This window comes from Thalassospira sp. UBA1131 (genome assembly GCF_002311515.1).
Taxonomy (GTDB): Bacteria; Pseudomonadota; Alphaproteobacteria; order Rhodospirillales; family Thalassospiraceae; genus Thalassospira.
In genome coordinates, this window is sequence record NZ_DCAO01000088.1 from 32,145 (window position 1) to 55,989 (window position 23,845).

Genomic DNA, 23,845 nt, shown 5'->3' on the forward strand with positions numbered 1-23,845 from the left:
TCGATATCGATAATCGCAACCGCGTTGTTTTCCTGCAGCGACACATAGGCGGTTTTGCTGTCCTTGGAAACGGCGATATATTCCGGCTCCACATCCTGTGCCACGCTTGAAGCACCCGGATTGGAGGTCCGCATGCCATAGGGCAGCTTGCCATCATTCAGGAACTTGAAATCAACCGTGCGGACGTCATCATCGGACAAGGTTTCTGCACCGCCGGCCATGGAAATGATCGAAACACTACCTTCCGGATCATTGGTGAATGCGTCATTCGGCTCACCCTCATTCGCGACCAGAACATATTTCCCATCCGGGGAGAACTTGATCATGTCGGGCAGTGCGCCAACGGTGACCGCTGAAATGAACCCGCCATCGCTATCAAAGAAAACGGCCTGACCCGGTGCCTGCTTATCGCTGTTCTCCACGGCTACGGCGACAACGCCATTTTTGATGGCAACACTGTTGGCACCCTTGCCCCAGGTGGAAAGATCAATCGCAGCAATCTTGGTCAGTTCGGACGGATCGGACATATCAAGAATATCGACCACTTTGTCCGCGCCATTGACGACAAAGATGCGCTTTGACACCGGATCAAAGGCCGGAATTTCCGCCGCACTTTCATCGAGCATCCCGGTACGATATTCGCCCATCGGCACAATCGTGATCGGATGCGCACCCGCATTCATGACTTCCCCCGCCATCTTGGTGTGGTTGGGTGCCGTGCCTGCACAGGCTGTCAGAAGCAACGAAACAGCGGCTGTCGCCATCAATGAAGAACGCATGTTTTCCCCTTGGAATAACTGTAATCAAAGCTGGCAGACTGCGTGTTTGTTGTAACGGTTTCATGACCCGGTCGTGACAGTTTCATAAATTTCTTATCGGTGGGACTGCTCCAATTCCGGTCTGGTTTCGTATCGAAACTATAACTCGAAACAATCCGTCGGGACTTGCCCCGCGACCCAGACAGGAGCCACACATGCCACGGATGTCAAACGTGAATATTGCGATCATTGGTGCCGGAATGGCGGGCCTTAAGGCAGCCAGCACGCTGCACCGCATCGGCATGAATGTAACGGTGTTTGAAAAAAGCCGCGGTCTTGGCGGGCGTCTGGCGTCACGGCGCACCGACTTTGGTCATTTCAATCATGGTGCGCAATATGTGACGGCGCGCGATCCCGGATTTAATGCGTTTTTGCAAGAAGCAACCGAATTTAACGCGGCCCAGAACTGGTCACCCAACCTGCATCGCGGAACGTCCGCCCCGGCGCAATCGGGCGCGGCACTTTCACCGATCGCGCGCCATGTCGGTAACCTTGCCGAAGAGCCCTGGTATCAGGGTGCACCACAGATGAACAAACTGATCCGCCCACTGGTCGACACCTTCCCGATCCAGAAACAGCACCGCATTGTCGCCATCGAGCCGAGCGGACCGCGCAGTTTTATGCTTCATGATGATCTGGACGGGACTTACGGGCCGTTTGACGGCGTGATCGTCACCGCACCTGCCCCGCAGACCGCCGATCTTTTGCGCCCGCTTGCGCCGCGCTATGCCCCGATTGACGAGGTTGTCATGGCGCCGTGCTGGGCGGTGATGGCGGCCTTTGAAAGCCCGCTTCCAACCGGATTTGACGCAATGCTGTATCCGAGCCCCGAAATCAGCTGGGCCGCACGCAGCAGCCAGAACGATGACATGTTCCACCGCCGCACACCCGATCCATGGGTATTGCACGCCAGCCCAGAATGGTCACGTCAGCACCTTGAAGAAGACAAGGACCGCGTAATTGAAAAGCTGCTGGCCGCCCTTCGTGATGTCAGCGGTGTGAAATTGCCGGAACTTCATTCGGTGCAGGCCCATCGCTGGCGCTATGCGCGGACTGAATTGCCGCTTGGCAAAAGTCACCTTAATGGCATGAATGGTCGGGTGATTGCCGCAGGCGACTGGTGCCTTGGCGCACGGGTCGAGGCCGCCTGGCGCAGTGGCAGATCGGCCGCCCATGCCATGGTCGAAGCCCTGATCGGATAATCGGTAAACGTGATCCGAACGCAGTGTCATGCCGAAAAATGCCAATGGACATCGTCACAGCAAGTCAGATCTGCCGCAGAAAACCTGCGTGACATGCGCGCGGCCCTTTAGCTGGCGGCGCAAGTGGAAGGATTGCTGGGACGAAGTTCAATATTGCTCTGACCGGTGCCGACGCCAGCGAAAGCAACCTGCAAAAACGAACATGCAGGACCAGTTATCATGATGTTTGACCGAAAAGACGAAGATCAACCAACCTATGCCATCTTGCGCCAGCGCGTGATTGATCTGGCAACAGAGCGCGGGCCGGACAAAACGATCTGCCCGTCCGAGGTTGCCAAAACCTTTGGCTCCTATTGGCGGGAATTGATGCCGCGCGTGCATCAGGTCGCAGAGCAACTATGTGCCGAACGCAAACTGACATTTGAAAAGGGCGGCATCAGCCATGGCCAAAACCGCCCTTCGGGTCATTATCGATTGCGCATCGTCCTTGATGATCAGGACGATTAAGCCAGCTTATGCGCCACGCAGGGCATGCAGCCGTTTGATCAGACCGGCAGTCGATGCATCCCGTGCACTAGCATCTTCCTTGCCCTCGACCATCGGAAGCAGTTCCTTGGCAAGCTGTTTGCCAAGTTCAACGCCCCACTGGTCATAGGAATTGACGTTCCAGATGATGCCCTGAACAAAGATTTTGTGTTCATACATCGCAACCAACCGACCAAGGGTGAAGGGATCAAGTTGCTTGTAAAGGATCATGGTGCTGGGCTTGTTGCCATCAAACACCTTTTGCGGTGCCAGCACATCAATCTCGGCCGGTGACAGGTCACTGCCAGAAAGCTCTTCACGGACTTCGTCCTCGGTCTTGCCGCGCATCAACGCCTCGGCCTGTGCAAGGCAGTTCGACACCAGCTTGTCATGATGATTGGCCAACGGATGCAGCGCATTGGCAGCCATAATGAAATCAACCGGGATCAGTTCCGTGCCCTGATGGATCAGCTGATAGAAGGCGTGCTGGCCGTTTGTCCCCGGCTCACCCCAGATGATCGGGCCGGTTTCATAGGCAATCGGTTTGCCGTCACGGGTGACTGATTTGCCATTACTTTCCATATCGGCCTGCTGCAGATAGGCCGGCAGGCGTGACAGGTGCTGATCATAGGGCAGGATAGCCTGACTGGAAGCGCCCAGCACATTGCGATACCACACCCCGATCAGGCCGAGGATCATTGGAATGTTGGTTTCAATCGGGGCTGTTTTGAAATGGTTGTCCATTGACTGCGCACCGCGCAGCAATTCTTCGAACTTGTCATACCCGACGGCCAGAATGATCGGCAGACCGATTGCCGACCACAGGCTATAGCGCCCGCCAACCCAATCCCAGAAACCGAATGCATTGTCGGTATCAATGCCAAATGCCGCGACTTTATCAAGGGCGGTTGAGACGGCAACGAAATGTTTGGCAACGGCGGCTTCGTCTTTCAGCATGCCAACAAGCCAATCACGCGCCGAATAGGCGTTGGTCAACGTCTCGTCGGTGGTGAAGGTCTTGGACGCAATGATGAAAAGCGTGGTTTCCGCATCAAGGAATTTCAGCGTATCGACAATATGCGCGCCATCAACGTTCGACACGAAATGGCAGCGAATGCCATCGATGTGATATGGACGGAGCGCTTCGTTGACCATGACCGGGCCAAGGTCGGAGCCCCCAATACCGATATTAACCACATCGGTGATTTTCTTGCCGGTATGGCCTTTCCATTCGCCGGAATGCAAGCGTCCCGCAAAGTCTTTCAGACGGGCAAGCACTTCCTTGACCGCCGGCATCACGTCTTCGCCGTCAAGCTCGACCGGGCCACCATCAAGATTGCGAAGTGCTGTATGCAAGACCGCGCGGTTTTCGGTGACATTGATCCGATCACCAGCAAACATCCGGTCGCGCCAGCCTTCGACGTTGGCCGCCTTGGCAAGCTCAACCAGGGCCGCCATCACATCATCGGTGATCAGGTTTTTGGAGTAATCGACAAACAGGTCATTGAGGGCCGCACTGTATCGTTCAAAGCGCGCGGGATCGTTGGCAAAGGCCTGACGCAGGTTGAGCTTTTCGGAAACTTCCGCGCCCAGTTGATCGAGTTTATCCCAGCTTGCGGTCATTTTATCAGCAGACATACCACCCTCGGCCCATTCAAATTTATTCATAACAATGCGGTGCTATTGCCAACAGGCTAACACGCGTTTCAAACCATGTGTGGGACAGTTTGCAGCACGCGGCGGCAAGATTATGGCCGCCGCGTGATTTTTCATTTACGCCTGTGATCTTATCGGTTCGAAAGAAAGTCTTCGACTTCTTTTTCCGCCGGCAATGCGTTGATGGCACCACGTTTGGTTGCCGTGATCGCACCGACCGCATTGGCAAAGCGGCACGCGGCTGCAAGCTTTTCTTCGGACCCCAGAAGTTCCGGATCCTTCAAAAGGCGCGACAGGAAGCCTGCCGTGCAGCCATCCCCTGCCCCGGTCGCATCAACCGCGGTGATTTCAAAGGACGGCACAAAACCATCAAAGGCCGGCGTGATATAACGCGATCCCTTGGGACCGTAGGTCACAATCATCGCGCGCCATTGATCACACCACAGATCCTTGATGCCTTCTTCAAGGTCATCCTTGCCAGAAACAAAGGTGATTTCCTCGTCCGACATTTTGACGACATCGGCCTGACTGATCGCAAGGCGCAGGATTTCACGTGCCTTTTCCACACTCGGCCACAGCGGCAGGCGCAGGTTCGGATCGCACGAAATGATCGCCCCGTTTTCACGCGCGATCTTGATCGCTTCAAGCGTTGCAGCACGCGGGTCGTCGTCGATCATGCAAAGCGTTCCATAGTGGAACAGATCGGTTGATTTCAGCATGTCCTGATCAAGATCAGCAATGCTGAGCAACATGTCGGCTGACGGGCTGCGATAGAATGAAAATTCGCGTTCCCCATCGGCACGCAGCGATACGAATGCAAGCCCGGTCAACGCTTCCTTGGTGAGCACAATGCCCGATGTATCGACATTGTCGGCCTTAAGGGTATCGACCAGAAAATGGCCAAAGGCATCATCGCCGAGTTTACCGATAAAACCGGTTTCAATACCCAGACGCTGCAAACCCACAGCCGCATTGCCCGGTGCGCCCCCAGCCGCCTTTGCAAAGGCCGGCGCATCGGCAAGGCCGGTTCCGGTCACGGTCGGAACAAAATCAATCAGCAGTTCCCCAAGACAAACAGCTTTGGCTGTCATGACGTTTCTCCGTTCGAATTGTCCGCAAATTCGGCGGATCAATAGTATGTGGTCTGTGGGACCCACCGCCTTTTAAATCGATTCAACGCGTCAGACAAATGCTAATCGAACGCGGCGTCGCATTCGCCAGCATATCGGCTTTTCACATTCTTGCGCAAAAGGCTTGGCCCAAAAAGATTAGGACTTCAGTGCGAAAATCGCCCCGGATATAAAGTCGCGAAATCAAAACCAAACCACACTAGCAGACAACAGGGCATTTTCATGAGCACACTCGTCGCACGCAATCTGATGCAAAGTTTTGATCAAATTACCGACTATTGGTCGCCAAAGATTATTGGTGAAGTGAATGACCAATATCTCAAAATTGCAAAAGTGAAAGGCGAACTGGTCTGGCATGCCCATGACGAAGAAGACGAGCTGTTCCATATCGTCAAGGGAAGCCTGATCATCGAGTTCGAAGACCACAAGGTCGAACTGAGCGAAGGCGAATTTCTGACCATCCCCAAAGGGGTCATGCATAACCCGATTGCCAAGGAGGAGTGCTGGGTCCTGCTGATTGAAAGCAAATCGACCAAACACACCGGCAATGTTGTTACGGAAAAGACCAAGACCCTGTCGCAGCAACTGTAACCTCCAAGAAATTACTGCGACAAAGTGCCTGTGGCGGGCGAATTACGTCCTCTGCAGGCCTTTGCCAAAGCCGACTTCGCGTTGACGTTCAAGTTCGGTCATCCAGCGTTCAAACATCGCATCACGCTCAAGCTGAATGGCGTAGTGGCGATGAAGGGCTGCGGTCAGGCGTCCTTCGCGGCCAAGAAGTTCATCGGCAAAGGCGATCATGACCGAGTTCGGCCAGGCAATCGGGCGCATTTCGCGGATGGTGGTAAAGATGCTGTCTTCATCGCGGTCCGGCTCGCACTGTGCCATCAGCGTGATCATGGCGGCGGTCGAACGCGACACGCCCATGTGACAATGCACCAGCAAATGGCCATCGCGGCGATCCGCACGGCTTCCGATCAGGGTTTCGCCGTAAGCCAGGATGGCTTCGATATCAGCCTTGGTCGGGGCCGGACGGCCTTCCTTGTCTTCGATCACGTCATGGAAACGCAAAATAGTGCGTTCATGCGGGTCAAAGTTGGCGAATATGGTCGGGTCTTCACGTTCAGGATCAAGGACCGAAAGGACATGGGTCACACCATGACTGCGATGGGTCGGCAATTCGTCAATGCCGCAAATGGTCAGGCGCGAAATAGCAATTGGTTTCATTTCCGTATCTCTTGTCTTCTTTTGTTTTTCTGGGTGCCAGGGTCCAAACTCGTTCACATAATCGTCCTGGTCTCCCGGATTTGTGCGGATATGCGGAGCAAAGTCACAGGAAGATCTAAATCTTTCAAGATTTTGCGACAAAATAGCCCGTGCAAATCCGGGGGATCCGAAGGACAACTGATATGAGAGAAAGCTCCTGCGTCAAAACCCTTGACCGGGGACCACCCCGCTCAGCGGGCTTTTCCTTGTTTTTTCTCTCATATCAGTTGCCAAGCCGGTTATGTGAACGAGTTTGGACCCTATCCGAGCACAGGAAAATGAAAAAACAAGGGCCGGTATCATGAAATAATACCGGCCCTCAAAAATTTTGATCTGAAACGTCAGATTACTTTGCGCGGTTAACCGCATGAATGTTCAGCATTTCCCACGCCATGGTCGCACCGGCGAGCGCTGTGATGTCCGAAACATCATACGGCGGAGAAACTTCGACCACGTCACTGCCAATCAGGTTCACATGCCCTGCCAGACCGCGCAGGATCGATACCGCCTGATGGCTCGTCAAACCGCCCAGAACCGGCGTACCCGTCCCCGGTGCATAGCACGGATCAAGCCCATCAATGTCAAAGGTGATATAGGCCGGGTTGTCGCCAACCGTGGCCTTGATCTTTTCGACAATGGCGTCAATCGACATCGACTGAACATCCGGGCCATAAAGGATATTAAACCCATGGGTCGATTCATTATGGGTGCGAATGCCGACCTGAATGGATTTTGACGGATTGACGATGCCTTTTTTGGCCGCATGCCAGAACATGGTGCCGTGATCAATGCGGTCGCCGTCATCTTCCCAGGTATCGGAGTGGGCATCGAACTGGATCAGTGAAATGCCATCACCGTACTTTTCGGCATGTGCCTTCAGGATCGGATAGGTGATGAAGTGATCACCACCGATTGTCAGCATCTTGGCACCGGACTGCACGATGTCACGTGCGTGATCTTCGATCATTTCCGGAAGCTTTTCCGGATGCCCCGGATCAATGACCATGTCGCCATAATCAATCACCGCCATCTCGGCAAAGATATCACGGCCGGACGGGAAATGCGGTGCCCAGGCAAGGTTGGTCGATGCACGACGCACACCCTGCGGGCCCAGACGCGTACCCGGTCGGCTTGATGTTGCAAGATCATAAGGAATACCGGTCACAGCAACATCAATCCCATTGAGGTCGCGCGAATATCGGCGGCGCATGAAGGACAGCGCACCGGAATACATCGGCTCGCTGGTGTTCTGATGCACAGATTTTGCCGTAAAGGCGTTATCACCGCCCTTGGTGTCAATGACCCCGGTGCTGCTCATTTTTAAACCCTTCTTACTTCCCGTATCAAACCCGGACCATCTGCCTGCCAGCGGTCGACGGAGCTCTTACGCGTCGCCCAGTGCAATCCAGGTCGACTTGATTTCACAATATTTGTCCAGCGCATGCAGCGAACGGTCGCGACCGGTACCGGACTGTTTGTAACCACCAAACGGCATGGTGATTGATCCACCGTCCCAGCAATTGACCCATACAAGACCCGAACGCAGTTTCTTTGCGGTCATGTGTGCCTTGTTGATGTCGCGCGTCCAGACTGCTGCTGCCAGACCATATGGCGTATCATTTGCGGTCTGAACAGCCTCTTTCCAGTCCTTGACCGAAATAACCGACAGAACCGGGCCAAAGATTTCTTCCTTGGCAATCGTCATGTCGTTCTTAATACCGTCAAACACGGTCGGCTCGACATAATACCCACCAGATTCGGTGCGAACCCGCTTGCCACCGGTGCGAAGAACCCCGCCCTCGCTGGAGCCTTTTTCGATATAGCCCAGAACACGGTTCATCTGGCTTTCATCGACAATCGCGCCCATCTGGCTTTTCGGATCAAGCGGATCACCCGGCTGCATTTTCGCACCCGCGGCGACCACTTTCTCGATGAACTCGTCCTTGATGCTTTCTTCGACAATCAGACGCGAACCAGCTGTGCAGACCTCGCCCTGATTATAGAAGATACCGCCCGCTGCCGCCGCGGCAGCCGCATCCATGTCCGGGCAATCGGCCAGAACGATGTTCGGGCTTTTGCCACCGCATTCCAGCCAGACACGCTTCATGTTCGACTGACCGGAATACTGCAAGAACAGCTTGCCGACTTCGCCCGACCCAGTAAAGGTCACGCAATCAACATCTTCATGCAGACCAAGGGCTTTGCCCGCCGTCGGGCCAAAGCCCGGCACAACGTTCAGAACGCCTTCGGGAATACCGGCCTCAACCGCAATTTCGGCAACACGGAGTGCGGTCAGCGGCGATTGCTCAGCTGGTTTCAGGATGATCGAGTTCCCCATCGCCAAGGCCGGGCCAAGCTTCCAGACCGCCATCATCAGCGGGAAGTTCCACGGCACAACCGCGGCAACCACACCCAGCGGTTCACGGGTGATCATGCCGATTTCATTGGTGCCCGACGGAGAGATTTCGTCATAAATCTTGTCAATCGCCTCGGCGTACCAGCGGATGCATTTATAGGACAGCGGAATGTCATCGCGCGCAGCAAGCGTGATCGGCTTGCCCATATCAAGACTTTCAAGAAGTGCCAGTTCGGCGGCGTTCTTTTCAAGCAGATCGGCGAAATGCAGCATGATCGCCTTGCGTTTCGCAGGGGCGGCTTCGGACCAGCTGCCTTTTTCAAACACCGCACGCGCCGATGCCACCGCACGATTGACGTCTTCGACGTCGCATTCGGCAACCTTGGTCAGCACCGACCCGTCACGCGGGCTGATGCAATCAAATGTCTTGCCGGATGCCGCATCGACATAGGCACCGTTGATGAACGCCTTGTTACGAATATCAAGGGCGGCGGCCTGCGCGGTCAGCTGTTCAAAATTCATCGGATTGGTCATCGCAAGTCTCCTGACGGATGGCGCGTTTGGATTTTTCAAAGTTGATCGTGGCACTTGGCACCTTGATGTGCACCCTGGCAGCACGATCTGTCATCAATATGACGGTGGCGTCGCCGCACTGACGACTTCACATTCCCCGTCACCCACATTTCGAAAACGATGTGGAATTTCTGCATTGAAGTAATAGGCATCACCGGGGCCAAGCACCTTGACCCGTTCGCCTACCGTGACTTCAAGCTTGCCACGGACGACAACACCGGCTTCCTCGCCCTTCTGGACAATCAGGTTGTTACCGGTATCCCCGCCCGCAGGGTATGTTTCATGCAGCACGCGCAGGTTACGATCCTTGCGCGATGCCCCGACAAGACGCATCGACATCGTCCCATCAGACAGTTCAACAAGGTCTTCTTTCCTGAAAAAGATTTCTTCACCGGTATCAAGATCAATGGTGAAGAAATCAATCAGGCTCATGGGAATGCCAGCCAGAACCTTGGCCAGGCTATCAACAGACGGGCTGACCCGGTTCTGTTCAATCGTCGAGATCGTGCTGTTGGTCACACCAGCCCGGCGTGCCAGTTCACGCTGCGACAGCCCGTACATGCTGCGCACCGCCTTCAGACGATCCCCTACCTTTTGCGACATTCCCGTCTTTTCCCTGTCAAACTTTATTGTTGTTTTGTCTGGTTAGACCGCGTCGAGATACCAGCGATATTCAAGCTGGGTGACCTCGGCGAAGAACTCGTCATATTCGGCACGACGGCAGATATCGAACACCTCGACAAAACGTTCGCCAAGGTATTCCTTGACGATATCGCCTTCGACAAAGCGATCGAGGGCTGAAATCATGCTGCGCGGAACAATGCGCCCGCCATGCTGTTCATAGCCGTTGCCAACGGTCGGCTCACCCGGATCAAGCTTGTTCTTCATGCCGTGATGCATGCCCGCCAAAACACACGCCAGAACCAGATACGGGTTGGCATCGGCCCCCGAAACGCGGTGTTCGACACGGGCGGCCTTCGGGCTGCCAGCCGGAATACGAAGGGCGACGGTACGGTTATTCAAACCCCAGTTCGGCGACATCGGCGCATAGGCCTTGTTCTGGAACCGGCGGAAAGAGTTCGGGTTGGGTGCAAAGATCGCCATGCTTTCAAACATGCTTTCCTGCAGGCCACCAATCGCAAAGCGCAGATTGTCCGACACTTCCTCGTCACCCACTGGTGAGAGAACGTTATTGTCATCCTTGTCGCGCAGCGACACATGAACATGCAGGCCATTGCCCGCCTGATCGGAATAGGGTTTTGCCATGAAGGTCGCAGTCACGCCGTGATCCCAGGCAATGCCCTTAACCACGCGTTTGAGCTGCATGGCGTGATCAGCCGCCATCATCGGATCGGTCACGTGACCAAGATTGATTTCAAACTGCCCCGGGCCTGCTTCGGCAACGATGGTGTCGGCCGGAATGCCCTGACGGTTCAGTTCAGCAACCGCATCATGCAGGACTTTTTCAAAATCCTCGATCTGTTGCAGGCCATAAACCTGCACGCCATCAGACGCAATTCCACCACCAAGCGGCTGCGGCGGCAGCGGTGCGGCAGTTTCCTGGTTCTGATCGGCAAGATAGAATTCAAGCTCAAGTGCGACAGTCGGATAAAAACCATCAGCCGCCATGCGATCAACGACGCCCTGCAAGACGTTGCGCGGATCAGCAAAAAACTTGGTGCCGTCAAGGTTATACAGGCTCATCATCACCTGTGCGAGCGGCAGCTCACCATAAGGCACACGGCACAGGGTCCCCGGGATCGGTTTTGCCAGATTGTCCTGGTCACCGCTCGACCAAAGAAGGCCCGTACCTTCGGGGTTGTCACCAGTGATATCAACCAGACACATCGAGCCCGGCAGCGTTACACCTTCGCTAAAGCTTTTAAGGAATTTCTGTTTGCTGATTCGCTTGCCGCGAAACACGCCGTTAATGTCGGGAATGAGCAACTCAACAAGTTCGACATCCGGATTTTCTTCAAAGAATCGTTGGGCTTCCGCCCTACTGTCTTCGACGAACGACTTGTTCATCGTCATATACTCCCAGAAAAGGCCTATTCTTAAGGCCCAAACGCATCCACCCACATCCGGGAGACCGGATCGGTCAAGTGAATGAGTTTAGACCCTATACTGTAACGCATCGTGCCGCGCCGGATAGCCCCGGTCAAGCCCCTTCGTTCGATATATCGTGCAAATCATGCAATGCACAATTTTCTAGCATGACAGAATGATTAAGCAGCACAGACCACTCACATCGACCGCCAGGTAACAAAAACTGACCTTGAATTCCTCAAAAAGATTGTCGAAAAATCCTCTTGCAAAGGTGTTCGAAAAAACGAACACTAAGGTCAGATGTTCAACATATCGCACGAAAGCAGAGCAGCGCCGCTGTCAGGAGACGTTATGAATAATTTCGACAAAACCGCCTATTGGCAGGATATTGATCAGGCTCACCACATTCACCCATTCACCGATACGGCGGACCTGAACAATCGTGGCACCCGGGTTATCACACGTGCCGAAGGCGTCTTTATCGAAGATTCCAACGGCAAACGCTATCTTGATGGCATGGCGGGCCTGTGGTGTGTCAATATCGGTTATGGCCGCAAGGAACTTGCCGAAGCCGCCTACAAGCAGATGCTTGAACTGCCCTATTACAACAACTTCTTCCAGTGCGCGAATACCCCGGCGATCGAGCTTTCCAAAGTTCTTGCCGAAATCACGCCCGAAGGCCTGAACCACGTTTTCTATGCCAATTCCGGCTCGGAAGCGAATGACACGGTTGTCCGCATGGTGCACCAGTACTGGAACCTTAAGGGCAAACCGGAACGCACCACCATCATCAGCCGCAAGAACGCCTATCACGGCTCCACCGTTGCCGGTGCATCGCTTGGCGGGATGTCGGGCATGCATTCGCAGGGCGGTGCACTGGTGCGCGATATCGTTCATATCGATCAGCCATACTGGTACGGCGAAGGCGGCGATCACACCCCCGAAGAATTCGGCCTGATTGCAGCCGGCAAGCTTGAAGAAAAGATCAAGGAACTTGGTGCAGACCGCGTCGGCGCCTTTATCGGTGAACCGATCCAGGGTGCTGGTGGCGTGATCATTCCGCCGTCAACCTACTGGCCGGAAATTCAGCGTATCTGCAAAAAATACGACATCCTTCTGATCGCCGACGAAGTCATTTGCGGCTTTGGCCGGACCGGCGAATGGTTTGGCTCGGACACCTTTGACATCAAGCCGGACCTGATGCCGATGGCAAAGGGCATGTCTTCGGGTTATCTACCGATCTCGGCTGTCATGGTTGGAGATCGGGTTGCCGATGTCCTGATTAATGAATGCGGTGAATTCACCCACGGCTTTACCTATTCCGGTCATCCGGCATGTGCGGCGGTCGCACTTGAAAACATTCGCATCCTGCGCGAAGAAAAGATGGTCGAACGCGTCAAGGACGATATCGGCCCGTATTTCGCCAAGGCACTGAAAACCCTTGAAGACCACCCGCTGGTCGGTGCGGTTGAAACCGTTGGTCTGATTGCCGGTATGCCGCTGGTTGATGACAAGAAAACCCGCAAGATGTTCGACAAGCCGGGCACCGTTGGCACCATGTGCCGCGATGCTTGTGTTGCCAATGGCGTGATCATGCGTGCCTGCGGTGATCGCATGGTTCTGTCGCCGCCGCTTTGCATTACCAAGGAAGAAATCGACGAGCTGGTCAAACGGGCGCGTGCCGCCTTTGACGAGACCGCGAAGAAACTTGGCAAAATGTAATCCGGGCTCGATTACAGGAACTTACACAAAATACCCGGCATGAGTTATCATTGCCGGGTATTTTGATTAAACAGATAACAAACCGCCCAACAAAGCCTGCCCCACAGGCACGCACATCCCAACGCCCCTCACCCAGGCCAAGCCAAGCCCCAAAAGAGCCCACCATGCTAAAACGTATCTATCAACCCGCCGCCTACCGCACCGATACCCTGCCTGACAGCTATTGGGTCGAAAGTGCATCACCGCTTCCTGCCTGTGAAACCCTGCCCGAAGAAGGTCATCTTAAAACCGATATCGCCATTATCGGTGGCGGTTATTGCGGCCTGTCGACGGCACTGGAACTGGCAAAGAACGGCGCCAATGTTGCGGTGTTTGATGCCGGTCGGTCCGGTTGGGGCGCATCGGGGCGCAATGGCGGCTTTTGTTGCATGGGTGGCAGTGGCAAGGGATTTGGCCAACTGGCGAAGAGTTTTGGCGAAGACGCGGTCAAACAGTTCGCCCGTCATCAACGCGATGCCATTGATCTGGTGGATCAACGTCTGAATGACTGGGACATTGATGCGGATCGCCATTCTGACGGCGAAGTGGTTCTGGCGCACAAACCCAACCGGGTTGCCGAACTGGCCCATGAAGCACAGGAACTGTCCCATTTCACAACCATCCCGACAGAACTGCTAAGCCGCGATGCATTGAAGGAACGCGGCCTTTGTGCGGCGGAAACGTATGGTGGTTTGCATGTTCAAGCCGGGTTTGGCATCAACCCGATGAAGTATCTTTCGGGCTTGCATGAACAATGTGTTCGCGCGGGTGTTCGGATATTCGAACAGGCAACGATCGAGCGGTTTGAGGAAGATGGCGATACCTATCGCCTTTATGCAGGCAACACGCAAATCACGGCGGCCAAGATCGTCATCGCCACCAACGGATATAGTGCGGAAAACCTGCCCGACTGGATCGGCGGGCGCTTGATGCCGGTCTTTTCGGGTATTCTGATTACCCGTCCTCTCCGCCCGGAAGAGCTGGAAAATCAAGGCTGGACCAGTGACCTGATGGCTTTTGACAGTCGCATCCTGCTGCATTATTTCCGCAAGCTTCCGGATAATCGTTTTCTGTTTGGTGGACGCGGCGGGATTACCGCAACGCCCAAGGCCTTTGCTGCTGGCAAACAGGATCTGCTCGATAATTTCAAACGCATGTTCCCGGCTTGGCAGGATGTTGCCTTTACCCATCACTGGAACGGGCTTGCCTGCCTGTCGCAAAGCTGGCGGCCTTATATCGGGCGGGTTCCCGGGCATCATGATATCTGGACCGCCCTTGCCTGGCATGGCAACGGGGTGGCGATGGCAAGTCTGGGCGGCAAGCTTTTGGCAGAACGGATGCTGGGCATCTGCGATGAGGACGATCTGGGTGCGGTCTTGACGACACCGATGGATAAATTCCCGATGGCGTCATTGCGGCGTGTGGCGCGTTCTATCGGCTATCGATATTACGGCCTGCATGATCGGTTTGCCTGACCGATAATGCCATAACAGGTGATCTGTTTGCGTTCGGACACAAAGTGACATATGTCATGTCCGAAAATCGCTTCGTCGTTTAAAGCGGTTCCAGTTGATGCGCAAAACAGGCCCCTTACCATGTCCGAAAAACAGCCAACCCTTGCCGAAATCAAGGAACGTCGCGAAATTGCCACGCGGCGTATCAAGGAAGATACCGGCATTGATACGGACATGATCAAGAACATCGTGCATGGCTTTTACGCCAAGGTGCGCGATGACGACCTGCTGGGCCCGGTGTTTGATGAAAAGGTCGATAACTGGGACCATCATCTTGATCGCATGGTGATGTTCTGGTCCTCGGTCGCGCTGGCGACTGGCAACTATGACGGGCGCCCGATGCAAAAGCACTTGCCGCTCAAAATCACCCGCCATCATTTTGACCGCTGGCTGCAACTCTTTGCCCAGACCCTGTCGGAATATTGCGAAGAACCCGCCGCCCGACATTTCATGGAACGGGCCCTTCGCATCGCTTCAAGCTTTGAAGTCGGTATTGCCGCCCATAATGGCATGATCCTGTCCAAGGGCGAACGCTATGACCCGGTATCAAGTTGGGAACCAAACTGATCCTGAAACGTTAGGCAATCAAACACACATAACCACGCACCCTGCAAAACCGGGGGTTTGCTTTTGTCGGCTAAGTTGACAAATTTAAATGATTGCGATTTCATGTGGTTATGAAGAATGCTGGAAGAGTAGAAAAAAATAGCTCTGTTCGTGACGTCCAATGGACGCGCCGCAACGCGGCATCCGGCATTCTGACAATTGGATACATCTGGCCTGGAACACCCGCCCCAAAACGGTCGGGTGTGGTTCAGTGCGTTACAGCACCTGAACTGCCCGGTTCACCGATGGTCTTTATGTCCGATTGCAAAGTAGATTTACGAAGCGACCTGAGACGACGAAACGGAGAGCCTGGACATGTGGTCGGTGATCACTCTTATTGTCATTTTACTGGTGGGCGCCATCGCCTACACCATCTATGGCCAACGCCATCACCTCGCCCCCAGCAAGGGCAAAAAGATCAATCTCGCAGAGCGGCCCAATCGCGCCCTTCTGATCGTTGACGTCCAGGAAGATTTCACCAGTTCGGACGGCAAGCATGCCTATCCGGCCGACATGGTCGATAAACTGATCACTGCAATCAACAAACTCGTTGAAGCCGCCAATGCCAATGGAACGCCGGTGATCTCGATCCGCCAGACATTCCGCGGTTGGTACATCAACTTTCTCGTAAAGCTCCTGAATGAAGGTCGTGGCAGCCCCAAATCCAAGGGCCTTGATCTTGATGAACGGATCAACGGCGATATCGACCATGATATCGTCAAGGCGCGCGCGGATGGCTTCAGCGAACCAGAGCTTGATCGCGTGCTTGATCGCCAGAAGGTCGGCAAACTGATTATCGTGGGTCTGGACGGCGATTTTTGCGTCAAGGCAACCATGCAGGCCGCCCTTAACCGTGGCTATGACGTATCGTTCAGCGACGCGACCACTTTGGCTTTGAACCCTAAAAAATGGGAACGCACCAAGGCACTTCTGACCGCACGCGGCGCATCCGATAATACGGACCAAGACACACAGGTCGTTAAGACCGGTTCAACGGATGCAGACCCGTCTGGCGCCCGCACCCCTGACAGTACGCCCGATACGGGCAACCGAAATACCACGGCACCCGACACCGGCGAACAGGACACCAGTGCCCAGAACAAAAAAGACAAAGACGAAGGACGCAAAATGGCTTAGCGCCTTGCAAAGCGCTAAGCATATCACGTCACATCAGATCAAAGCTTGTCGCGGATCGAGTACCAAAGCATCGCGGCCACCAGCATCGGGAAGCGCAACATCTTCCCGCCCGGGAACACCGGGGTTTTGATGTTGGCCATCACGTCAAACCGTTCCATGGTGCCGGAAACGGCGTCGGCCATGATCTGCCCGGCAAGGGTTGCCATCGCAACCCCGTGGCCGGAATAGCCCGACGCGGTAAAGATATTATCTTCGATCTTTTCAAAAAACGGCATACGGTTCATCGTGATCGCCAGCGTCCCGCCCCAGCCATAATCAATCTTGACGTCTTTCAGCTGCGGATAGACTTCGAGCATATGCGGCGAGACAAACGCCTTGATGTCACGCGGAAAATAATAGCCATAGGTTTCCCCGCCACCAAACAGCATGCGTTTATCCGCACTCAGCCGGTAGTAATTGATCACGAACTTTGAGTCCGCGACCGCGACATCATCACGGATCAGTTCACGCGCCAGATCATCACCAAGCGGCTCGGTGGCAATGACGAAATTGTTGATCGGCATGACACGTTTTGCAACCCGATCATCCAAGGCATCAAGATAACCGTTGCATCCAAGAATAAGCTTGTTAGCGCTAACAACGCCGCCATCCTTGGTTTTCAAAGTGACCTTGCCCGCCTGATTTTCATATGACGTGACAACTGCGCCTTCGAAAATGCGTGCGCCGGCGTTGCGTGCTGCATCGGCCAGACCAAGGGCGAAGTTCAGCGGATGCAAATGCCCCGCGCCCATATCAAGCGACCCGCCATGATAAAATTCGGTGCCCAGCATCGCGCGCATTTCATCGCGGTCAACAAAACGGATATCCTCATAGCCGTATTCGGTCTGAAGCTTTTCGGCATAGGCACGGGAATGTTCGACAAAGCGTGCGCGGTGATCGGCATGCAAAATGCCCGGTTTCCAGTCGCACTGGATATTGTGCTTGGCAATCAGGGCCTTGACGACGTCCTTTGACTCTTCGGCGATATCCCAAAGCTTATGCGCATCATCGCGCCCGACCATCTGTTCAAGTTCATCCTGTTCACGCCGCTGGCCGGACCCGACCTGCCCGCCATTACGCCCCGACGCGCCCCAGCCGACCCGGTGCGCCTCAAGCAGGATGACGTCATAGCCGCGCTCTGCCAGATGCAATGCCGATGACAGCCCGGTAAAGCCGCCACCAATGATGACAATGTCGCAGGTCTGATCCCCTTCAAGCTTGGCGAAGGGCGCAGTCGCATTCGCCGTCGCGGCATAATAGGAATCAGGATATTGGCCTGCCCGGTCATTGGCGGTCAGCAAGTTCGGGGTGAACATGAGGAACCCTCATATTTGAAAATGGATGTGGGCTTATCCTGCCCAATCCGGCCGACCTATCAAGGAAAAACTGCCCTTTTTCCGGCCTTAAACCCGCTTTTCGCCGATTATGCCAAAACCGGCCAAGTCAAAGCAGAACGATTGCGCAAAGCGGCCAACAAAGCGTGATACCTGCGGCACTGATTTTTGCTGTTGGTATGCAACAGGCCCTTGAGAATCAGCGTTTTAAGGTTTTTGACGAACTGCTTCGACCATGCGAAGGGCGGTTTTGGTGGCGGCACAGCCACCGCGCGCTGTGCACCGCAAATCAGGATGCATCATATTGCCAATCTTCACCGTCTGATCGACCAGCTCATCATATGCCAGCACCGCATCAAACCCGGCCAGAGCCGCCATCGCCGATGAAAAGGCATGCGATACCCCGGCAACATTTCGGGCATGACACGGGATTTCAACATCCCCGCCCACCGGATCACAGACAAGGCCAAGCGTATTCATCAGACACATGCTGGCCGCATCAAAGCATTGCTTTGGTGTTCCGCCATAGGCCTGTGTAACACCGGCGGCCGCCATCGCCGCCGACGCGCCAGTTTCCACCGAACAGCCACCGCATTCGGCGGCAAAGGTTCCACGCGCGGCAAACACCGCCCCGATCAATGCCATGGTTTGCAAGGCATCGGTCGCACCATCAAGATCAATTCCATGGCGGATCAGTCCATAAAGCGTTCCCGGCACGACGCCGGCACTGCCTGCCGTTGGTGCGGCACAAACAAGACCCCGGTTGCTGTCACGTTCCATCGCCGACAACGCGCCGGCCATGGCATCCTGCAAGACCGGACCACCGAGCCCCGCGGGCAGGTTGGCATCACGGACCGTGCGGGCACGAAGTGTCAGGAACCGCATGACGTTGTCTTCTGGCTTGGCCTCAAAACCCTCTGCCACGACGCGCAGCATCAGTTCGCACCGTTCACGAAACAGCACGCGGGTGGCTTCGCGGGACAGCCCAAGGCGTTTTGCCTCCAGCACCAGGGCGGCATTCGCGATCGAGCCCCCTTCCTGATCATCCGCCACCGCGATCACGGCGGCACTTTCGGAAAACAGATCATCGGTGGCGCACACCGGATATTGTGACGCATCGGCAAAGCGCACATCCGCAACGCCATCACGATTTCGAATGGCTGTCAGGACATCGGCATTCGGCAAGGCCTGGAGCGCGATTTCAACCCGTTCGTGATCGGGTTCAACCGACACACCCAGCAGGCTGTTTTCCCCTGCCGCCAGCTCGTTGGCCAAGGCATCTGCCTGTGCCACCGCTTCGGCGCCCCAGACAAAGACGGTTGCCGTTTTGCCGGTCATGAACAGGCGTTCACCATTGCGACCGTCGATGTAATACATGCCCCCGCCGACGGATGCGCCGGTATAGAGGTCTGAACGTTCCTCGCCATCCGGGGTCGTGACACTCAGTTCAAGATCAACACGGTTTGGGTGGTTGTTGTTTTCAAGCTCGGTGACTTCGATCGAGAAATGGAAACCTTCGCCCTGCTCTACCCGGCCAAGAATTTCACGATAATCCGGATCGGTCAGCTTGGCCCCGGCAAGCCCGGCGGCAAAGTTTTCGTCCGAGCTTTGCGCCTTGTAACATGGCGCAAAGGACCCACGCGGATCAAAGCGGATCACGGCACGCCTGAGCGTTTCACCGTTGGCACAGGAAAGTTCGCGCACCAGCTTGGCCATCATATAGGGTGCCGCACAGTGCGAACTGGATGGCCCGCGCATAACGGGACCGATAACGGAATTAAGCAGGCTGATTTCTTGCATGGCGGCACTTCTTGTCTGGCGCTGTATGTCGCGGGATTTGCATACAATATGCCATGATCATCCTCCGATGCCGAACCGATTGCAATAACCGGAAATAAAAATCCCCGATCCATCAAAAAGATGAACCGGGGATAATCATCAGACTATTTAAAGTCCGCAAATTTAGCGCTGCTTGGTTTCCCATTCCGGATGCACGAAATACGGTGCATTCGATGGTGCCAGCGGCGTGCGACCGCGAATGATGTCGGCGGCCTTTTCACCGATCATGATGGTCGGGGCATTGAGGTTGCCCGATGCGATGGTCGGCATGATCGAGCTGTCGACCACGCGAAGGCCTTCGACGCCATGCACGCGGGTTTTCTCATCCACCACCGACATCTCATCACTGCCCATCTTGCACGAACAGGACGGGTGATAAGCACTTTCGGCGTGATCGGCAACAAATGCGTCGATCTCTTCATCGGTCTGGATGTCCTTGCCCGGCGCAATTTCCGCCCCGCGCAGATCAGCAAAGGCTTCCTGGGCAAAGATTTCACGGGTCAGACGAACAGAAGCCCGCATTTCTTCCCAGTCTTCCGGGTGGCTCATATAGTTCGGATCAATGATCGGGCGATCCTTGGGATTGGCGGATGCCAGACGGACCGTCCCACGCGACTTGGAACGCATCGGACCGACATGGGCCTGGAAACCATCACCTTCGGCCGCCTTGGAACCGTTATAGTTAATCGCGGCTGGCAGGAAGTGATACTGAATGTCTGGGTGCTGCACGCCCGCCTTGGAACGGATAAAACCACCCGCCTCGAAATGGTTGCTGGCGCCAAGACCGGTTTTGAACAGATACCATTCCGCCCCGATCTTAAGCTTGTTCCACCAATCGAGTTTGCTGTTCAGGCTGATGGGTTTGGTGCATTCCATCTGAACATAGAGTTCAAGATGGTCCTGAAGGTTTTCACCAACACCGGGCAGATCATGGACAACATCAATGCCATGTTCGCGCAGATGCGCCGCCGGACCAACACCCGAAAGCATCAAAAGCTTTGGCGAGTTGATCGAACCGGCCGAAATGATGACTTCGCGATCAACAAGGGCGCGCTTGTTTTCGCCGTCATGGAAAAAGTCGAGACCAATGGCACGTTTTCCTTCGAAAACAACATTTTGCGCAAAGGCCTTGTGATAAACGGTCAGCTTCGGACGCTTCATCGCCGGATGCAGATAGGCGCGTGCGGTTGACCAGCGACGTCCCTTATAAACCGTCATATCCATGGTCCCGAGACCTTCCTGGCGATAGCCGTTCTGATCCGGGGTGAATTCATAACCGGCCTGCTGACCGGCCTTGATCCAGGCCTTGTGCAGGTCGTTCTGACAGGCACCGGTCGTCACATGCAGCGGACCATCACCGCCGTGATATTCATCACCTTCGGTGTCTTCGTTGCGCGTATCGGCCTTGCGGAAATATGGCAGGCAGCGCGCATAATCCCATTCCTTGAGGCTTGCGTCTTCTTCGGCCCAGCGGTTGTAATCAAGCGCGTGACCACGGACATAAGCCATGCCGTTGACCGAACTTGAACCGCCATAAACGCGGCCACGCGGCGTTTCCATGCGGCGGTTGTTCAGGTTGGGCTGCGGCGTTGTCCAATAGGCCCAGTTATAGGTTTCCGACTGCATCGGATAGGAAAGTGCTGTCGGCATATGGATACGCCAGTCCCACCAGTGATCCTTTGGTCCGGCTTCAATCACCAGAACCTTAACCTCGGCATCTTCGGTCAGTCGGTTGGCAAGCACAGCCCCTGCCGAACCTGAACCGACAATCACATAATCATATTTTTCAGTGGTCGTTGGGGTCGTCATTTCTGATCCCTTGTTTGGTCGTGCTGTGTGGGCAGCCGGTGAGTGGTTGGCGACGTTGGTTGGTCAAAGCCCCTTAGTAAGGGGCCTCAACATCGCCGGTTTCGACATAAACGGATTTGATGCGGGTGTAATATTCAATCGCCGCACGGCCGTTTTCGCGGCCAACGCCCGATTTCTTGACACCGCCAAACGGCATTTCGATCGGCGTGATGTTATAGGTGTTGATCCAGCATGTGCCGGCCTCAAGCCGTGCAACCACGCGATGGCCACGCGACAGATCCTTGGTGAATACGCCTGCGGCCAAACCGTATTCGGTGTCATTGGCGCGCTTGATCACTTCGTCTTCGTTGCTAAAGGTCAGGACAGACATTACCGGGCCAAAGATTTCCTCACGCACGATGGTCATGTCATCGGTGCAATCGGCAAACACGGTCGGCGCGACAAAAAGTCCGCCTTCCGGCATGCCCTCAGTGACGGCATGGCCGCCAAGAACGCATTTCGCCCCCTCTGCCTTGCCCTTTTCGATATAGGACATGACCTGTTCGTATTGTGCCTTGGTGACAATCGGGCCGACCTGGGTTTCAGGTTTTTCCGGATCGCCAAGAACAAGATCCTTGGAACGTGCGATCAGCTTTTCGATGAAGGCATCGGCAACGCTTTCATGGACAAACACACGCGTCCCGTTCGAGCAAATCTGACCCGATGAATAGAAGTTCGCCATCTGTGCGCCGGAAACAGCGTTATCCAGATCGGCATCTTCGAACACGATCATCGGCGACTTACCACCCAGTTCCATGGTGACGGCCTTCATGCCACCTGCGGCAACAGAGGCCACCTTGGCACCGGTCGCAGCCGATCCGGTCAGGGAAATCTTGTCAACGCCCGGATGTTCAACCAGCGCAGCACCGCTTTCGCGCGCGCCCTGCACAACGTTGTAAACGCCATCGGGAAGACCGGCTTCTTGAAGGGCCTCGGCAACCGCGATGGCCGAAAGCGGCGTGGTTTCGGACGGCTTGTATACAACCGCGTTGCCACATGCCAATGCCGGGGCCGCCTTCCAGCAAGCGATCTGGATCGGATAGTTCCAGGCACCAATGGCACCACAAACCCCAACCGGTTCGCGGCGGGTATAGGCAAAGTTACCTGCAAGGTCGATATGTTCGCCCGCAAGGCTGCCAGCCACACCGGCGAAATATTCAAGGCATTCGACACCTGAAATCACATCGACAATTTCAGTTTCCTGAATGGCACGCCCGGTATCACGGGTTTCAACCAGCGCCAGTTCATCATTGCGATCCCGCAGGATCTGGGCAGCCTTGAAAAGGACACGTGCCCGTTCGGCAGCCGGCGTATTTTTCCAGATTTCGAACCCGGCGCGTGCGGCCTTGACCGCGGCATCCACATCAGCAGCGGTGCTTTCGTGGCCCTTGGCCAGAACCGTATTGGTCGCAGGGTTAAGGGTAACCATCTCTGCGCCCGAACCCTGAGTCTTCTTGCCATTGATGAAATTCTGGATTTGATAAAGGCTCATCTTAAAACTCCTGCGGGCCACCGGGACAACCGGCAGCCGTGGTCTTTGTGTTTTGGTTCGATTACTTCTTTACGTGCTTCTTTGGGCTCGGCGAATTCGCCAGATACAGGCGCAAGGTGCCCAGCACCATCTTGCGCGCCCCGGCAATGTCGGCCTGTCCGCGTGACAGACCGGTTCGCACCCAGATGCCGTCAACCATGGCGGCAATTGCAGACGAGATTTCGTCTGCGCATTCTTCGGTGGTCAATTGACGCAACTCGTGCCGCAGATTGGATGCAAGGCGCTGAAAATAGATATTGTTCAGACGCCGCAACTGATCGGAAAACGGTACTTGCGCCCAGAAGGACAGCCAGGCCACCGTCACCTGCGGGGTGAACTGTTCTTCGTTGAAGTTGGTATTGATGATCGCTTCGAGACGGTCCATCGGCGTTTTGGCCGTTGCCAGTCGCACCATGTAGTCATCGCGCAAATCCTTCATCAGGGAGCGCATGGTTTCCTGCAACAGGGCGTTCTTGCCGCCAAAATAGTGCGAAATAATCCCGGACGACATACCGGCAGCCTTAGAGATTCGCGCAATCGTGGTGTCGGCGAATCCGTGCTGGTGAATGGTTTCAATCGTTGCGTCGATCAACTGCCTGCGGCGTACAGGCTGCATACCAACTTTGGGCATTAATTCATCCAATCCTCTGCGTTGCGAAGG

21 protein-coding genes are annotated in these 23,845 nt (G+C 55.1%); 8 read left to right on the forward strand and 13 right to left on the reverse strand.

All coding sequences use genetic code 11. From position 1 onward, the window contains the following. Positions 1 to 779 (reverse strand): choice-of-anchor I domain-containing protein (locus B3Z49_RS13385; protein ID WP_414716257.1); only part of this gene is annotated, 779 nt, incomplete at its 3' end. A gap of 194 nt (positions 780 to 973) precedes the next feature. Here B3Z49_RS13385 and B3Z49_RS13390 point away from each other — a divergent pair. Genes B3Z49_RS13390 through B3Z49_RS13400 form a run of 3 tightly spaced genes read left to right on the forward strand, consistent with a single transcriptional unit; the run spans position 974 to position 2,527 of the window. Continuing rightward, a complete protein-coding gene (locus tag B3Z49_RS13390; RefSeq protein WP_296991712.1) occupies positions 974 to 2,020 on the forward strand; it encodes an NAD(P)/FAD-dependent oxidoreductase in 1,047 nt (348 codons plus the stop codon). 28 nt (positions 2,021 to 2,048) lie between these two features. Continuing rightward, positions 2,049 to 2,243, forward strand: coding sequence for a DUF2256 domain-containing protein (locus B3Z49_RS13395; RefSeq protein ID WP_296991714.1), 195 nt, complete (start codon positions 2,049 to 2,051; stop codon positions 2,241 to 2,243). Next, on the forward strand, positions 2,240 to 2,527 hold the full coding sequence (locus tag B3Z49_RS13400; protein ID WP_296991716.1) for a DUF3253 domain-containing protein: 288 nt from the start codon (positions 2,240 to 2,242) through the stop codon (positions 2,525 to 2,527). The genes B3Z49_RS13395 and B3Z49_RS13400 overlap by 4 nt, the downstream gene beginning before the upstream one ends. A gap of 6 nt (positions 2,528 to 2,533) precedes the next feature. On the opposite strand, the gene pgi is transcribed toward B3Z49_RS13400, so the two are convergent. Then, positions 2,534 to 4,183, reverse strand: coding sequence for a glucose-6-phosphate isomerase (pgi, locus tag B3Z49_RS13405; RefSeq protein ID WP_296991718.1), 1,650 nt, complete (start codon positions 4,181 to 4,183; stop codon positions 2,534 to 2,536). A 149-nt stretch (positions 4,184 to 4,332) separates the two neighbouring features. Beyond that, on the reverse strand, positions 4,333 to 5,292 hold the full coding sequence (locus B3Z49_RS13410; RefSeq protein ID WP_296991720.1) for a PfkB family carbohydrate kinase: 960 nt from the start codon (positions 5,290 to 5,292) through the stop codon (positions 4,333 to 4,335). 261 nt (positions 5,293 to 5,553) lie between these two features. On the opposite strand from B3Z49_RS13410, the gene B3Z49_RS13415 reads away from it, so the two are divergent. Then, positions 5,554 to 5,922: a cupin domain-containing protein gene (locus B3Z49_RS13415; protein ID WP_008891842.1), complete on the forward strand. Its 369-nt coding sequence runs from the start codon at positions 5,554 to 5,556 to the stop codon at positions 5,920 to 5,922. Between the two features lie 42 nt (positions 5,923 to 5,964). Here the strand turns inward: B3Z49_RS13415 and B3Z49_RS13420 are convergent, their stop codons facing one another. The 5 genes from B3Z49_RS13420 to B3Z49_RS13440 all read right to left on the reverse strand — a co-directional run bounded on the left by B3Z49_RS13420 (position 5,965) and on the right by B3Z49_RS13440 (position 11,554). Then, the gene (locus B3Z49_RS13420) at positions 5,965 to 6,558 is read right to left on the reverse strand and encodes a tyrosine phosphatase family protein (RefSeq protein WP_296991722.1); all 594 of its coding nucleotides are present in this window, start codon (positions 6,556 to 6,558) and stop codon (positions 5,965 to 5,967) included. A gap of 385 nt (positions 6,559 to 6,943) precedes the next feature. Then, the gene (speB, locus tag B3Z49_RS13425; RefSeq protein WP_296991723.1) at positions 6,944 to 7,915 is read right to left on the reverse strand and encodes an agmatinase; all 972 of its coding nucleotides are present in this window, start codon (positions 7,913 to 7,915) and stop codon (positions 6,944 to 6,946) included. Between the two features lie 66 nt (positions 7,916 to 7,981). Next, positions 7,982 to 9,487, reverse strand: a complete 1,506-nt coding sequence (locus B3Z49_RS13430; RefSeq protein ID WP_063086939.1) for an aldehyde dehydrogenase — start codon at positions 9,485 to 9,487, stop codon at positions 7,982 to 7,984. Positions 9,488 to 9,580: 93 nt separating this feature from the next. Then, positions 9,581 to 10,129 carry a cupin domain-containing protein gene (locus B3Z49_RS13435; RefSeq protein WP_008891846.1) on the reverse strand — a complete coding sequence of 183 codons (549 nt, stop codon included), beginning with the start codon at positions 10,127 to 10,129 and terminating at the stop codon, positions 9,581 to 9,583. Positions 10,130 to 10,171: 42 nt separating this feature from the next. Beyond that, the gene (locus tag B3Z49_RS13440) at positions 10,172 to 11,554 is read right to left on the reverse strand and encodes a glutamine synthetase family protein (RefSeq protein WP_008891847.1); all 1,383 of its coding nucleotides are present in this window, start codon (positions 11,552 to 11,554) and stop codon (positions 10,172 to 10,174) included. Positions 11,555 to 11,926: 372 nt separating this feature from the next. On the opposite strand from B3Z49_RS13440, the gene B3Z49_RS13445 reads away from it, so the two are divergent. The 4 genes from B3Z49_RS13445 to B3Z49_RS13460 all read left to right on the forward strand — a co-directional run bounded on the left by B3Z49_RS13445 (position 11,927) and on the right by B3Z49_RS13460 (position 16,593). Continuing rightward, complete coding sequence (locus B3Z49_RS13445) at positions 11,927 to 13,297, forward strand: aspartate aminotransferase family protein (RefSeq protein ID WP_296991730.1); 1,371 nt, start codon at positions 11,927 to 11,929, stop codon at positions 13,295 to 13,297. A gap of 164 nt (positions 13,298 to 13,461) precedes the next feature. Further along, entirely contained in the window at positions 13,462 to 14,811 is a 1,350-nt protein-coding gene (locus B3Z49_RS13450; RefSeq protein ID WP_296991733.1) for an NAD(P)/FAD-dependent oxidoreductase, read from the forward strand. 120 nt (positions 14,812 to 14,931) lie between these two features. Beyond that, on the forward strand, positions 14,932 to 15,417 hold the full coding sequence (locus tag B3Z49_RS13455; RefSeq protein ID WP_296991735.1) for a group III truncated hemoglobin: 486 nt from the start codon (positions 14,932 to 14,934) through the stop codon (positions 15,415 to 15,417). Between the two features lie 354 nt (positions 15,418 to 15,771). Next, on the forward strand, positions 15,772 to 16,593 hold the full coding sequence (locus tag B3Z49_RS13460) for a cysteine hydrolase family protein (RefSeq protein ID WP_296991738.1): 822 nt from the start codon (positions 15,772 to 15,774) through the stop codon (positions 16,591 to 16,593). Positions 16,594 to 16,631: 38 nt separating this feature from the next. On the opposite strand, the gene B3Z49_RS13465 is transcribed toward B3Z49_RS13460, so the two are convergent. The 5 genes from B3Z49_RS13465 to betI all read right to left on the reverse strand — a co-directional run bounded on the left by B3Z49_RS13465 (position 16,632) and on the right by betI (position 23,815). Further along, a complete protein-coding gene (locus B3Z49_RS13465; RefSeq protein ID WP_296991740.1) occupies positions 16,632 to 17,948 on the reverse strand; it encodes an NAD(P)/FAD-dependent oxidoreductase in 1,317 nt (438 codons plus the stop codon). 225 nt (positions 17,949 to 18,173) lie between these two features. Continuing rightward, positions 18,174 to 19,766 (reverse strand): L-serine ammonia-lyase, iron-sulfur-dependent, subunit alpha, encoded by a 1,593-nt coding sequence (locus tag B3Z49_RS13470; protein WP_296991743.1) that lies wholly within the window; start codon positions 19,764 to 19,766, stop codon positions 18,174 to 18,176. A 162-nt stretch (positions 19,767 to 19,928) separates the two neighbouring features. After that, entirely contained in the window at positions 19,929 to 21,614 is a 1,686-nt protein-coding gene (gene betA / locus B3Z49_RS13475) for a choline dehydrogenase (RefSeq protein ID WP_296991746.1), read from the reverse strand. A gap of 73 nt (positions 21,615 to 21,687) precedes the next feature. Continuing rightward, the gene (gene betB, locus B3Z49_RS13480) at positions 21,688 to 23,145 is read right to left on the reverse strand and encodes a betaine-aldehyde dehydrogenase (protein ID WP_296991749.1); all 1,458 of its coding nucleotides are present in this window, start codon (positions 23,143 to 23,145) and stop codon (positions 21,688 to 21,690) included. Between the two features lie 61 nt (positions 23,146 to 23,206). Next, complete coding sequence (betI, locus tag B3Z49_RS13485; RefSeq protein ID WP_296991751.1) at positions 23,207 to 23,815, reverse strand: choline-binding transcriptional repressor BetI; 609 nt, start codon at positions 23,813 to 23,815, stop codon at positions 23,207 to 23,209. Positions 23,816 to 23,845 lie beyond the last annotated feature (30 nt).